Origin of the sequence: Acinetobacter sp. AKBS16, from assembly GCF_002899995.1 — a bacterium.
GTDB lineage: Bacteria > Pseudomonadota > Gammaproteobacteria > Pseudomonadales > Moraxellaceae > Acinetobacter > Acinetobacter baumannii.
Genome location: NZ_POYH01000016.1, coordinates 1 through 13,479 on the forward strand (window position 1 = coordinate 1; position 13,479 = coordinate 13,479).

Annotated in this window: 13 protein-coding genes; 5 read left to right on the forward strand and 8 right to left on the reverse strand. The window is 39.8% G+C overall.

Features of this window, described 5'->3' with window-relative positions:
* Positions 1-442, forward strand: a 442-nt coding sequence (locus tag C1642_RS02480; RefSeq protein WP_146035310.1) for an SPOR domain-containing protein, incomplete at its 5' end; no start/stop codon positions are given.
* Between the two features lie 18 nt (positions 443-460).
* Here the strand turns inward: C1642_RS02480 and C1642_RS02485 are convergent.
* The 3 genes from C1642_RS02485 to C1642_RS02495 form a co-directional block, all read right to left on the reverse strand.
* Positions 461-1,039, reverse strand: coding sequence for a dual specificity protein phosphatase family protein (locus C1642_RS02485; RefSeq protein ID WP_004739892.1), 579 nt, complete (start codon positions 1,037-1,039; stop codon positions 461-463).
* On the reverse strand, positions 1,036-1,848 hold the full coding sequence (locus tag C1642_RS02490) for an MBL fold metallo-hydrolase (RefSeq protein ID WP_193759253.1): 813 nt from the start codon (positions 1,846-1,848) through the stop codon (positions 1,036-1,038). Before C1642_RS02490 ends, C1642_RS02485 begins: the two co-directional genes overlap by 4 nt.
* Before the next feature lie 304 nt (positions 1,849-2,152).
* Positions 2,153-2,794, reverse strand: coding sequence for a peroxiredoxin (locus tag C1642_RS02495; protein ID WP_000175334.1), 642 nt, complete (start codon positions 2,792-2,794; stop codon positions 2,153-2,155).
* A 407-nt stretch (positions 2,795-3,201) separates the two neighbouring features.
* Between C1642_RS02495 and secA the strand changes: the two genes are divergently transcribed.
* On the forward strand, positions 3,202-5,925 hold the full coding sequence (gene secA, locus C1642_RS02500) for a preprotein translocase subunit SecA (RefSeq protein WP_000881342.1): 2,724 nt from the start codon (positions 3,202-3,204) through the stop codon (positions 5,923-5,925).
* Positions 5,926-6,056: 131 nt separating this feature from the next.
* Positions 6,057-6,500: a hypothetical protein gene (locus tag C1642_RS02505; protein WP_000757174.1), complete on the forward strand. Its 444-nt coding sequence runs from the start codon at positions 6,057-6,059 to the stop codon at positions 6,498-6,500.
* A gap of 66 nt (positions 6,501-6,566) precedes the next feature.
* Here C1642_RS02505 and C1642_RS02510 read toward each other — a convergent pair whose 3' ends face one another.
* Both C1642_RS02510 and trhA read right to left on the reverse strand, forming a co-directional pair.
* A complete protein-coding gene (locus C1642_RS02510) occupies positions 6,567-7,877 on the reverse strand; it encodes an MFS transporter (protein ID WP_000446412.1) in 1,311 nt (436 codons plus the stop codon).
* A gap of 134 nt (positions 7,878-8,011) precedes the next feature.
* The gene (gene trhA / locus C1642_RS02515) at positions 8,012-8,653 is read right to left on the reverse strand and encodes a PAQR family membrane homeostasis protein TrhA (RefSeq protein ID WP_001984806.1); all 642 of its coding nucleotides are present in this window, start codon (positions 8,651-8,653) and stop codon (positions 8,012-8,014) included.
* 126 nt (positions 8,654-8,779) lie between these two features.
* On the opposite strand from trhA, the gene C1642_RS02520 reads away from it, so the two are divergent.
* Both C1642_RS02520 and C1642_RS02525 read left to right on the forward strand, forming a co-directional pair.
* Positions 8,780-9,991 (forward strand): class I SAM-dependent methyltransferase, encoded by a 1,212-nt coding sequence (locus C1642_RS02520; RefSeq protein WP_000110455.1) that lies wholly within the window; start codon positions 8,780-8,782, stop codon positions 9,989-9,991.
* Between the two features lie 12 nt (positions 9,992-10,003).
* Positions 10,004-10,423, forward strand: coding sequence for a GNAT family N-acetyltransferase (locus C1642_RS02525; protein ID WP_002061438.1), 420 nt, complete (start codon positions 10,004-10,006; stop codon positions 10,421-10,423).
* Between the two features lie 29 nt (positions 10,424-10,452).
* Here the strand turns inward: C1642_RS02525 and C1642_RS02530 are convergent, their stop codons facing one another.
* From C1642_RS02530 to C1642_RS02540, 3 genes are all read right to left on the reverse strand, one after another.
* A complete protein-coding gene (locus C1642_RS02530) occupies positions 10,453-11,313 on the reverse strand; it encodes a patatin-like phospholipase family protein (protein WP_000129254.1) in 861 nt (286 codons plus the stop codon).
* A 15-nt stretch (positions 11,314-11,328) separates the two neighbouring features.
* Positions 11,329-11,583, reverse strand: coding sequence for a hypothetical protein (locus C1642_RS02535; RefSeq protein ID WP_032044159.1), 255 nt, complete (start codon positions 11,581-11,583; stop codon positions 11,329-11,331).
* Positions 11,584-11,747: 164 nt separating this feature from the next.
* The coding region (locus C1642_RS02540; RefSeq protein ID WP_103235862.1) for a 3-hydroxyacyl-CoA dehydrogenase NAD-binding domain-containing protein at positions 11,748-13,479 on the reverse strand (1,732 nt) is incomplete at its 5' end.

Below are 13,479 nucleotides of genomic sequence, written 5' to 3' on the forward strand. Positions count from 1 at the left end.
TAAACGTCAGGCAGAAGCGGATAAGAAAGCAGCAGAGGTGAAGCGCCAAGCAGAAGCTGACAAAAAGGCTGCAGAAGCGAAACGTCAAGCAGAAGCAGACAAGAAAGCAGCTGAAGCGAAACGTAAGGCAGAGGCCGAGAAAAAAGCTGAAGCAGAGAAAGCACGTGAGTTGCTTGAAAATGGTGATAAAAAATGGATGGTACAAGTTGCATTGGCTGCTAACCAAGCAAATGCAGATGCTGTAGTCTCTAAATTACGTGCAAAAGGCTATAAGGTTACGACGAGCCCAACCAGTAAAGGTATCCGTATTATGGTTGGTCCTGCAAAAGATAGAGATACGGCAGATACTACACGTAAGAAAATTACTTCTGACGCCAGTTTAAATATGAAGTCAGCTTGGGTGATTGACTGGGTGCCGTTAGATCAGCGTAAGTCAGATTAATTTTATTCTGAAATCTAATTAAGATGGATTCGACAGTTGCTGTTGAATCCATTTTACATTTTCAGGGGTAAATAAACGGTCAATATTCTTCCAAATAATATGATAACCATAACCCCCTTGTTTCATTTCTTTCACTGCATCATCAATTGCCCAGTTTTCAAAAATAATTCGATACATGGCGACGCTGGCTCCTGTACGGTCTGAACCATGATAGCAATGTAGTAAAACACGTTGATTATTTTGCTTGGCAAGCTGGATTTGCTGCATAACTTCTAATAAATCTTGTCGATCAATTGCCCATGTATTAATCGGAATATGAACAAGATTAAAGTCTTCATTTTTAAAGACTAAATCATCTGATGCTTTGGCTCTTAAGTTAATAATAGTCCCAATTTGATGGTGTTTTAATTCGGGAATCATGGCTGCATCGGGCTGTTCACTCCGGAAAACATCATTGCTAATTTGATAAAAATTATGAGTTTGAGAAACTAAGGTTCCCCAATCGTGAGGTCTGTGCTCATGGGCAATACTTTCGTGTTGCATACACCCTTGAAGGCTTAAACAGACCGCAAATGTAATGAGCGAAAATTTTTTCATGTTTGGTACCGCCGAAGCTCATGGGGGTCATGTGCACAAATGATCTCAATCGTTGGCTCATGTTGAGCCAGATGCTGTAATTTTTTTAGGTTAATAAGACGCTTTTCATTGTCTTCAGCAAATGTCTTTTCTAGAAGGGTAAGAGATCTTAATTTATTTGCTGGATTTAGCTCTAGGTGTGAGTAGTAAGCATCTCCACAAAATAATAACCATTGATTTTGTTGCTTTATCGCAATACCACAATGTCCGGCAGAATGGCCCAATAATGGCACCATTAAAATTTCATCTTGAAATAGGGGTAAACCTTTTACTTTTTCAAGGTTAAACCATTTTTCACCTTGTTGATACTCAACAAAGTTCCAGTACCGATGTTGTTTATACTGATTAGTTCTATAACGAAGCTTACCTTTAAAATTAGGCAGTTGCGCAGCATTGTATTCAGTAGCTAGCACATGGACAGTGGCGTGGGGAAAGTCTGAAATTCCGCCTGCATGGTCAAAGTCGAGGTGAGTCACAAAAATGTGCTGCACATCTTTAGGATGGAAACCCAGTTTCTGAATTTGTTGAATAGCACTGAACTCAAGATTCGGTTCAATTTTCCCCAACCGTTTGACTAAAGAGCCAAGGCGCTGTTGCATGTGTAGATAATCTTGTAGGCCAAATCCGGTATCAATCAGTACAAGGCCTCGATCAGTTTCTATCAAAAGACAATGACAAACAATTTCAGCTTTCCAGCCTCTCTGCCCAAATAAAGGTGCACATACAGGGCACATACTGCCGCATTTTAAATGATGAATTTTATGGATCATGATTTTTGTTTTTTGCACAAACTCTTGGGAAGTTATAACTGATCTCAACAGTAAAAACCATGTGTATTGATTAATGTAAAAAAAGCCATCAGGTGAGATGGCTTTTGATATGGAAATATTTGCTCAGTTACGTGAACTGGCTGATTTAGAATTTTTTTAATATTTGCCTACGCACTTTGCTTGTCTTGCAGGGGACCTTTCAGACGCTTGCCTACGCGCTGCGCTTGCCTTGTAGGCAACTTTTCAGATGCTTGCCTACGCACTGCGTTTGTCTTGCGCTTCGATTAAAGCCTTGTTAAAGGCTTTAATCTTGCTCAGGCTGTGGTGTGAGGCGTAAATAAGGTTTCACCGCAGTATAACCTTTAGGGAAGCGTTGTTTAATTTCCTCTTCATCTTTTAAAGAAGGGACAATGACCACATCTTCACCTTGTTGCCAGTTTGCTGGTGTAGCCACTTTATGCTTATCGGTTAATTGTAATGAGTCAACGACACGTAAGACTTCATTAAAGTTACGACCAGTCGAAGCAGGGTAGGTGATAATTAGACGAACTTTTTTATTTGGGTCAATAATCACTAAAGAACGAACAGTAAGGGTTTCACTGGCATTCGGATGAATAAAACCGTATAGCTCAGATACTTTGCGGTCTTTGTCAGCAATAATTGGAAAATTGACTGTTGTATTTTGAGTTTCATTAATGTCATTAATCCAGCCTTTGTGGGACTCAACATCATCTACAGATAAAGCAATTGCTTTAACATTACGTTTTTCAAATTCATCTTTTAATTTTGCTGTATAACCCAATTCAGTTGTACATACTGGCGTATAGTCGGCCGGGTGTGAAAATAAAATGCCCCAACTATCACCTAGAAAATCATAAAAATTAATAGTGCCTTCGCTTGATTCTTGTTGAAAATCAGGGGCTGTATCGCCTAATCGTAATGTCATGATAAATCCTCAATTGCTTAAAATTTGTTATATGTTGAAATGACTATGCCGCAATTTATTTATTATTAAAATTATTGTTTTTATATTTTATTATGAACTTTTTATATAAGTGTAAATATATATGACCAAAACATATGAATTTATAGGCTGAATCAATGTAACTTTAAGATAAATTTGCTAAATTAGATTTCTCGGAAGTTGTGCTCAATAGATGAGCATTAATGTCGAGTTTTTAGGTGCCAGATGCTTTAAAGGGGCTTAGAAAATGGGTAAAACCATTTGTCTAATGATCAGATTTTTTTTATGGGTTTTGTGCAAACCCCTTGTACTTCAAATTTCTGACACCATAATAAACGACTGAGAAAAAATTTATTCATTTGACCAAGCAAGATTTAGAGAGTTTATCCATGTTGGCAAGTCTGATCGGAGGTATCTTCGGTACAAAAAATGAGCGTGAACTCAAACGCATGCGCAAAATTGTTGAGCAAATCAATGCGCTCGAGCCGACGATATCAGCTTTAAGCGATGCAGACTTATCTGCAAAAACTCCAGAATTCAAACAACGTTATAACAATGGCGAAAGTTTAGATAAGTTACTCCCTGAGGCGTTTGCAGTTTGTCGTGAGGCAGCAAAACGTGTAATGGGCATGCGCCACTACGATGTCCAGTTAATTGGTGGTATTACCTTACATGAAGGCAAAATTGCCGAAATGCGTACCGGTGAAGGTAAAACCCTTATGGGTACTTTAGCGTGTTATTTAAATGCATTAAGTGGTGAAGGCGTTCATGTAATTACTGTAAACGATTACTTGGCACAACGTGATGCTGAGTTAAACCGTCCTTTATTTGAATTTTTAGGTCTAAGCATTGGTACAATTTATTCAATGCAAGAACCAGCAGAAAAAGCAGCTGCCTATCTTGCTGATATTACCTATGGTACTAATAACGAATTTGGTTTTGACTACTTGCGTGACAACATGGTGTTTTCTTTAGCAGAAAAGAAACAACGTGGTTTGCACTATGCCATTATCGATGAAGTCGACTCAATCTTGATTGATGAGGCGCGTACACCATTAATTATTTCTGGTCAAAGTGAAGATTCTTCACACCTCTATACTGCAATCAATACGATTCCACCAAAATTACGCCCGCAAAAAGAAGAAAAAGTTGCCGATGGCGGACATTTCTGGATTGATGAAAAGCAGCGTTCAGTTGAAATGACTGAAATTGGTTATGAAACTGTAGAACAAGAACTTATTCAAATGGGTTTGTTAGCGGAAGGCGAAAGCTTATATTCAGCTACAAATCTAAACCTCGTTCACCATGTTTCTGCGGCTATTCGTGCGCACTTCCTATTCCAACGCGACGTTCACTATATTATTCATGACGGTGAAGTCATTATTGTTGATGAGCATACTGGCCGTACCATGCCGGGCCGTCGTTGGTCAGAAGGCTTACACCAAGCAGTTGAAGCGAAAGAAGGTTTGGCTATTCAACCTGAAAACCAGACTTTAGCAACAACTACTTTCCAGAACTATTTCCGTCTTTATAAAAAGCTTTCAGGTATGACAGGTACTGCCGATACTGAAGCTGCGGAAATGAAAGAAATTTATGGTCTGGACGTCGTTATTATTCCGACACACCGACCTATGATTCGTAATGACCAGAACGATTTAATCTACTTAAACCGTAATGGTAAATATAACGCGATTATTCAAGAAATTATGAATATTCGTCAGCAGGGTGTTGCCCCGATTCTTATTGGTACGGCAACGATTGAAGCCAGTGAAATTCTATCGTCTAAATTGAAGCAAGCTGGTATTCATCATGAAGTTTTGAACGCAAAACAACATGAGCGTGAAGCAGACATTATTGCTCAGGCAGGTAGCCCGAATGCAGTAACAATCGCAACAAACATGGCCGGTCGTGGTACAGATATTATCCTTGGGGGTAACTGGAAAGCGAAACTTGCCAAACTTGAAAATCCTACCCCTGAAGATGAAGCGCGTCTAAAAGCGCAATGGGAACAGGACCATGAAGATGTATTGCAAGCAGGTGGCTTGCACATTATTGGTTCTGAACGCCATGAATCACGCCGTATTGACAACCAGTTACGTGGTCGTGCGGGCCGTCAGGGTGACCCTGGTGTTTCTCGTTTCTATTTATCTCTTGAAGATGACCTCATGCGTATTTTCGCAGGTGACCGTGTCGTTGCCATGATGCGTGCAATGGGGCTTAAAGAAGATGAAGCGATTGAACACAAAATGGTAAGCCGTTCTATCGAAAATGCGCAGCGTAAAGTTGAAGCACGTAACTTCGATATTCGTAAAAACTTACTTAAATATGATGATGTGAATAATGAACAACGTAAGATCATTTATTCACAACGCGACGAAATCTTAGCTGAAAATACTTTACAAGAATACGTTGAAGAAATGCATCGTGAAGTAATGCAGGCGATGATTGCTAACTTTATTCCACCAGAGTCAATCCATGACCAATGGGATGTGGAAGGCTTAGAAAATGCTTTACGTATTGATTTGGGTATTGAGCTACCAGTTCAAGAATGGCTAGAACAAGATCGACGTCTTGATGAAGAAGGCTTGGTTGAACGCATCAGTGATGAAGTGATTGCGCGTTATCGTCAGCGCCGTGCACAAATGGGTGATGAATCTGCAGCAATGCTTGAGCGTCATTTCGTTTTAAATTCTCTTGATCGCCATTGGAAAGATCATTTGGCTGCAATGGATTATTTACGTCAAGGTATCCACTTACGTGGCTATGCGCAAAAAAATCCTGAGCAGGAATATAAAAAAGAAGCATTTAACTTATTCGTGAACATGCTGGGTGTAATTAAAACTGATGTTGTAACTGATCTGTCTCGCGTACATATTCCAACACCAGAAGAGCTTGCAGAAATGGAAGCTCAACAGCAGCAACAAGCAGAAGCAATGAAGCTTTCTTTTGAACATGATGATGTGGATGGATTAACAGGTGAAGTGACCGCTTCTCAAGAAGCACTTAATGATTCGGCTACTGAACAACAAACGTTCCCTGTACCTGAAAGTCGTAATGCTCCATGTCCATGTGGTTCTGGTTTGAAATATAAACAGTGTCACGGCAAAATTTAATTTGTGTTATAAAAAAAAGCAGAACGTTTGTTCTGCTTTTTTTTCGTTTGTAGTAAGCCTGTGAATAATGTTTGCAGTTTTAAGCATTAAATGCTATTTACTTCTCATCCAGAGTGTATGTTGGAAAGACAATGAAAAAAGTATTACAACCTTTATTTTTAACTGTTCTTGCTGTGCCAAGTTTTGTTTTCGCAGCAGAAACAGCTTCAGCCCCTCAAACCACAACGGTTGATAAAGTACTTGCGGCAAAAGGCCCAACTTCGGCTCAGGCTGTAGTGAAACAAGAAAATACGACGGTGATTAGCCCTCGTACAGGTATTCGTTACACATTGGGTAACACGGGTAATCGCCCAATCATTTTACAAACTGCTGCGATCGCTCCAGCAAACTCTGCAAATATTAACCGTATTGTTGCAAGTAACCCAGCTCTATCTCCAAAGAGCCAAGAAAAAGCAAAAGTTGCATTAATTGGTGAAGCTGCTGTTGCTGGTGCCGCAGCAGTTGCAGCGAATAATGTAACTGCCCCAGCTGTACCAAACAGTGTTACAGCTGCAAATCCTGCATCATTGAACTAAGTTCTATATATAAAAAAGCCGGTCAATTTTGAACCGGCTTTTTTATATCAGGGTGTTTGAAAATATTTAAATCTGATTATTTACATCTACATTTTTTGTTTCGCGTATTAATAAAAACGCGATTAATGATAAAAGTGATGCTGCTGTAAGATAATAACCAACTGCATATAAACCATATGTTTCAGCAAGTTTAGTTGCAATAAGCGGTGCAAAAGAAGCACCAAAAATACCAGCCAAGTTAAACGTTAAAGCTGAACCCGTATAACGTACTGAGGTTGGGAAAATTTCTGAAAGGACAGTACCAATTGGACCATAGGTCAAGCCCATAATTGATAAGCCAGTACACAAGAACAAAAATACAATGAGTGTGTTTCCAGACTCTAACATACTAGAGAAAAACAGTCCGAAAATTGCAGCAGCAATACATACACCAATAGAAGTAGCTTTACGGCCAAATTTTTCTGCAAAAATGGCAGAAAGAGGGATAAAGGCTGCAAAGCAAAGGGTTGCAAACAGTTGAAGTTCTAAGAACTCACCACGCGCATAGCCTAGTTTGGTTGTTCCCCAGTTAAGTGCGAATACTGTAGTTAAATAAAACACAACGAAGGTACAGATTGCTGCAATTGTACCGAGAATAAGTTTGCCCGTGTGTTTTGTCACCACTTCTTTAAATGGAATATTAACTTCTTTTTGCTTATCTAAAACCTTCTGGAAAGCAGGGGTCTCATGAAGTTTTAAACGAATGTATAAGCCAACAATAACCAAGACAGCACTTGCAATAAAAGGAATACGCCAGCCCCATTGCATGAATGCTTGCTCAGGAATAGCAGCACTTAGAAGTAAAAAAGAACCAGTTGCTAAAATAAAACCGATAGGTGCGCCAAGTTGAGGGAACATGCCATACCATGCACGTTTGCCTTCAGGCGCATTTTCTGTAGCAAGTAAAACAGCACCACTCCATTCACCACCTAAGCCTAAGCCTTGTCCTAAACGACATAAGGCGAGCAATAAAGGCGCGACAATTCCAATCTGAGCATAGGTTGGTAATAAGCCAATACATACGGTTGAGATACCCATAGTGAGCAATGCTGCCACCAATGTTGCTTTACGACCTATACGATCTCCTAAATGCCCAAATAGTGCTGCACCGATAGGACGGGCAATAAAGGCGATTGCAAAAGTTGCAAGTGATTGTAAGACTGCGGCACTACCACTACTGGCAGGGAAAAATAGGTGTGGAAAAATGATAACGGCAGCAGTTGCATAGATATAAAAGTCGAAGAACTCAATGGTTGTACCGACTAAACTTGCAAACAAAACCCGTGTTTTCGAATTGGTGGCTACTACAGGAGCAGCAGTCGCAGAGGTTGACTCCATATAAGTCCTTATATCAGTTAAAATTTATTTTTAATTTACTATTCTCTTTAAAGGCATATTTTTCTTAAAAGAATAGCGTGAAAGAACATCATCCATGACTCTTTCAGGATCACTGAATATGAGTGAAAAATGGACTAAACAACGTACCAATAGATAGCAAGAAAGTGTGCACCTGCACCTAAAAGCACAAAAATATGCCATATCGCATGGGTATATCTTACCTTTTTTAACGCGTAAAACAATGCTCCAACGGTGTAAGCTAAACCTCCAGTAATCAATAACATCAAAGTATCTTTGCTTAAATAGGTTCGCATATCATCCATTACAAAAACGGCAAGCCAACCCATAAGGACATAAGCAAGTAGCGAAATTTTCTGAAAACGGTGAATAAAAACTAACTTGAAAAGTGTACCAATTGCAGCAATGCTCCAGAGCGCAATAAGTAAAATATGAGCTTTTTGTGTAGGTATAGCAATGCTTAAGAACGGGGTATATGTTCCAGCAATTAAATAATAAATAGCCGTGTGATCGAGTTTTTTATACCAGTAACGTAAATTTTGTGTTTGTGCAAAATGATAGAGAGTCGAACTAGTAAACACGAGAATTAAGCTAAAAGCATATACCCATAAACCTATCCACTGGGCAGTGGAAAGATAAGATCCTTTTATAATTAAAAAGACAGAGGCAATTACTGCCATAACCACACCAGCGCCATGGCTGTAGGCATTAAAAAGTTCTTCTTTTGGGTCGTAGGTTTCTAACACCGATTTACTCATAAGTTTATTTTTTGATTAAAAATACAAATGTATAGAAATACAAAACAGTCGTAAAGTTATTTTATTTTTAATCCTATACCCTTTAAACTTTCACTTTATATGAGTCACCATTTTTTAGGTATATCAGTGTCGGTTTTCTCCTTTGAGCAAGAACAGCAATTCTTTCATGAAATCAAACAAATGCTTGATCAGCAGACTTTTGAACGTTTGATTTTGAGCCAATATAAAGGAGAGTTGACCCAGCTGGAAAAAATTACTTTCCGTGTTGTGGAGCTACATGGAAAAAAACAACTTTCCGCGCTATATCATCATACCACCCAAGATGTGACTAAAAATTATTCATTCGAAGATGGCTTAGAACAGATTGCAGCACTGATTACGCAATGCAAACAAGCGAATTTATTTTCCACTCATCAAGAAATCCAGCTTAAAAAAAATAAGAAAAAAGCCATGCTTAATATGGGTAAAAAGCAAAGCATGACTACCGCTCCAACTGTACAAGCGCATGATCGTGAGAAACAGCGTTATGTACAGCAGAGTAGTGCATTTTTAAAAGAGCTGGGTATTACTGATGAGAAAGCTCAAATCATTCCAAGCATGGCTCGTAAATGGAAGCAGATTAATAAATTTATCGAAATTTTTGCGAGCGCATATGAGCAGATTGATGCTGAGCAAAAAGAGTTAAATATTGTCGATTTTGGTTCAGGAAAAGGGTATTTAACTTTTGCTTTGTATGATTATTTACAAGAACAACAAAAGGTTCCGCTCATTACGGGTGTAGAGCTGCGCCGTAATTTAGTGGAATTTTGCCAGAACGTTGCAGACAAAGTACATTTTAATCATTTAGACTTTTTTGAAGGTGACGTTCGTAGTTATCAGCCGGAAAAGCTGGACGTGATGATTGCTTTACATGCATGTGATATTGCGACTGACTTTGCTATCCATACGGGAATTCGTTTAAATGCTTCAATGATTATGTGTGCGCCGTGCTGTCACAAAGAGTTGCGTCCACAACTACATAGCCCTGAAGTTTTACAACCAATGCTACAGTTTGGTATTCATGCGGGACAACAAGCCGAGATGTTGACCGATACCTTACGTGCTTTACTTTTAAAAGCATATGGCTATGAAACTAAAGTTTTTGAGTTTGTATCGCTTGAACACACCAGCAAAAATAAAATGATTTTGGCGACTAAACGCAAAAACGTGACACAACCTGATGCCAAGATTATGGCTCAAATTCAAGCATTGAAAGAAATGTATGGAATTAAAAAACAGACTTTGGAATTGTTATTACAAGACCAGTTGCCGATCGAAAATATTGGCTGCAAATGCTAGGAAGGTGAGTGGATGTATAAAGTTATAGCGGGTAGTTGGACGCAGTTTGAGGAAGATGCAAAATACATCCGTGAACAAGTCTTTATTCAAGAGCAAGGCATTGCACCCGAAGATGAATGGGATGATTTTGACAGCACCGCTATGCACTTTATGGTGTATGACAAAGAGCAGCCTATCGCTACAGCACGTTTGTTGCCACAGCATAGCGTAGGGCGTGTTGCTGTTTTAATGCCTTATCGAAAGCAGGGTATAGGTAAAATTCTAATGCAGCATATTATTGAATATGCGCGCCAACATAAATTGCCTTATTTAAAGCTTTCCGCGCAAACCTATGTGACGGCTTTTTACGAAGCTTTAGGTTTCAAAGTGCAGGGTGAAGTTTACCAAGACTGTGGTATTCCACATATTGATATGACTTTAGCGTTAAGTTGAGATTCCTTTTTAGAAATCTCAACTTTGAACTACTTCATCGCATTCCAGTTTTCGATGGCCTGTAAGCCTGTTTCCAAACCAACTTCATAACTGTAACGAAGCTTTTTCGGATTTGTCGTTAAACGCCCTGCCATATTTTTAAGAGGCGGTGGACATACCTCTAAAATTTGCTGTTCTGGGTTACTGCTACGAACAAATTCAACTGAAGCATTATAACGGGCACAGCGGTTACGCAAACTATTTGCAAAACCGTAATGGTGTTTAAAAGCATATTTCGCAAGGAATTGGTCGCCTCGGCTACTGGCTTTAAAATAGTTCTTCGGACGAGTACGTAAAACTAATAGCTTTTTGACACCACTTTGCTGAGCTGCCCAGCGAACGGGTAGAGCATCTGCAACGCCGCCATCAAAGTAGGGTTCACCCATAATATCGACGGGATGACGAGTTAAAACCGGAATTGAGCTAGACGCACGAAGTGCATTTAGCAAATTATCTTTACCAGCACGAAGATACTCAGCATGACCAGTTTTAGCATGGGTGAGTACCATATAAAAGTCAGGGTTGCTCGCAAAAAGACGTTGCTGGTCAAGCGGGTGCTCTTGCTCGCCAATTTCCCACATCCATTTTAAATCGAGTAAATCACCACCTTTAAAGAAGCGCTTGTAATCGATAAATTCAGGACGTAGTGAATGATCAATATAGAAGGTTAACGTGCGACCTTGTTGGCCTGCCAGGTAGTTAGCTACATTGGTCGAACCAGAAGATACACCAACGTATAAGTCAAAAGGATTGAACTGCTGTTGTAGAAAAGCATCAAGTACACCACTGGTAAAGGCACCACGCATGCCTCCACCTTCTACAACCAGTGCATTGCGAGAAAAATCTGTCATTTGAAAAATATCTGATTACTGATGTGAATGCTGATGTTCTTGCATGTCCATTTCAGACATATTGTCATGCTGAGTTTGCTGATCTGTTGATTTCTCAGCTTTTTGCTGCATTTCATGCTGTTGAGCTTTGCGCTGTGCTCCTGGCATATAGTCAGGCTCATTACTCATTGCTAAATAGAAAAAGCCAAGGAAGATCGCACTTAAAACACCGACGATTAGAACAAATTTCCAGCCTAAAATTGCTGATTCGGAAGAATTTTTATCGGACATAAGGATATCTCGAATGTGCTGTAGAAGCACAGAAATGAAGTCTATTTATAGCATATTTAGGTATAAGGCTGAAATCTTAAAGGTCATAAAGAAAAACCCATATAAATAAAATATATTTATATGGGTAAGGTTTATGCAATTTTTAAATATTCAAGAGCTCTAACTTATTGAATATTTTGCTTCTGCTCAGCTTTAGTTTTTAGTAACTTTGGGGGCGTGAAGCGCTCACCATATTTGGCAGCCAACTCTTCGGCACGTTTTTGTGCTTTATCAATACCATATTGATTTAAGAATTGAATCGCTCCTCCCGTCCACGGGGCATAACCAATTCCAAAAATAGAACCGACATTGGCATCAATCACTGACTCTAATACCCCTTCTTCGTAACAACGTAGGGTATCTAAGGCTTGTACAAACAAAATACGGTCAATCATATCTTGCTCGGAGATATCATGATCTTTTTGCCAACGGTTTAAGCCTTCCCATAGGTGCTTTTTACCATTTTCAGGATAATCATAAAAACCTGCGCCAGCAGCTTTACCTTTACGGTTTAATTCATGAATCATGGTATGAATCACTTCATCTACCGGTGTTTTCGGTAACTCTTTGCCTTCAGCTTGTAGTGCCTTACGCGTTTCACTTGCAACATGCTCCGTTAAAGTTAAAGACACTTCATCTTGAATCGCAAGTGGTCCTACCGGCATGCCAGCTTTCAGTGCTGCCATTTCAATACGCGCTGGATGAACGCCTTCTGCAAGTAAGCGCATACCTTCTTGAATAAAAGTACCAAACACACGACTGGTAAAGAAGCCACGGCTATCATTGACAACAATTGGCGTTTTTCCAATTTGCTGTACAAAGTCGTAGGCTTTAGCAAGTGTCTCTGCGGAGGTATTTTTACCTTTAATAATCTCAACCAACTGCATTTTGTCGACAGGGCTAAAGAAATGCAGGCCAATAAATGCTTTATCATCCTTACTTGCTTGCGCTAAACCTGTAATCGGTAGGGTGGATGTATTTGATGCCATTACACCATTAGGCGCTAAGTATTGTTCAGCTTCTTGAGTGACTTTCGCTTTGAGCTCTTGGTTTTCAAATACGGCTTCAATAATCAGGTCACAACCTTGTAAATCTTCAGCAGAAGCTGTGGCCGTAATGAGCGATAAAATCTGATCACGTTTTTCTGCCGTCATGCGGCCTTGTGAAACACGTTTATCTAGCAATTTCTGAGAATAAGCTTTGCCTTTTTCAGCATTTTCAACAGATACATCTTTAAGGATAACAGGAATGCCTTTAATTGCAGTGGCGTAGGCAATACCAGCACCCATCATGCCCGCACCCAACACACCCACTTTAGTGGCTTGCCATTTTGCAATATCGGCAGGACGGCTAGCACCCGACTTAATTGCATTTAGGCCGTGCCAGAAAGTGCCAATCATATTTTTAGAAATTTGGCCTGTTGCTAGTTGAGTAAAGTAGCGAGACTCGATGCGCAAGGCGGTATCGACATCAACTTGAGCACCTTCAACTGCGGCAGCCATAATCGCTTCAGGAGCAGGATAGCAGCCCTTGGTTTTGTCTTTTAACATGGCTGGTGCAATGGCAAGAACTTGTGCAACTGCCGGAGTTTTTGGATCGCCACCCGGAATTTTATAACCCTTCACATCAAAAGGCTGTTGAGATTTTGGATTGGCTTTGATCCAAACAATCGCTTTATCTAAAAGTTCTTGTTCATTTTCAGCTGTGTCATGAATTAGGCCTAAAGATTTGGCTTTATCGACACCGAACTGCTTACCTTCCATTAAAAATGGGAATGCATTTTGAAGACCAAGCAGACGGACCATACGTACAATACCACCGCCGCCCGGTAGTAAACCTAAGGTAACTTCTGGTAGG

What these genes read in the sequence shown, in the direction of transcription:
- C1642_RS02535 (WP_032044159.1), bottom strand. Translation starts at nt 11,583, where the DNA reads ATGTCCGATAAAAATTCTTCCGAATCAGCAATTTTAGGCTGGAAATTT.
- C1642_RS02510 (WP_000446412.1), bottom strand. Translation starts at nt 7,877, where the DNA reads ATGGAGTCAACCTCTGCGACTGCTGCTCCTGTAGTAGCCACCAATTCG.
- C1642_RS02505 (WP_000757174.1), top strand. Translation starts at nt 6,057, where the DNA reads ATGAAAAAAGTATTACAACCTTTATTTTTAACTGTTCTTGCTGTGCCA.
- C1642_RS02495 (WP_000175334.1), bottom strand. Translation starts at nt 2,794, where the DNA reads ATGACATTACGATTAGGCGATACAGCCCCTGATTTTCAACAAGAATCA.
- C1642_RS02485 (WP_004739892.1), bottom strand. Translation starts at nt 1,039, where the DNA reads ATGAAAAAATTTTCGCTCATTACATTTGCGGTCTGTTTAAGCCTTCAA.
- secA (WP_000881342.1), top strand. Translation starts at nt 3,202, where the DNA reads ATGTTGGCAAGTCTGATCGGAGGTATCTTCGGTACAAAAAATGAGCGT.
- C1642_RS02530 (WP_000129254.1), bottom strand. Translation starts at nt 11,313, where the DNA reads ATGACAGATTTTTCTCGCAATGCACTGGTTGTAGAAGGTGGAGGCATG.
- trhA (WP_001984806.1), bottom strand. Translation starts at nt 8,653, where the DNA reads ATGAGTAAATCGGTGTTAGAAACCTACGACCCAAAAGAAGAACTTTTT.
- C1642_RS02490 (WP_193759253.1), bottom strand. Translation starts at nt 1,848, where the DNA reads ATGATCCATAAAATTCATCATTTAAAATGCGGCAGTATGTGCCCTGTA.
- C1642_RS02525 (WP_002061438.1), top strand. Translation starts at nt 10,004, where the DNA reads ATGTATAAAGTTATAGCGGGTAGTTGGACGCAGTTTGAGGAAGATGCA.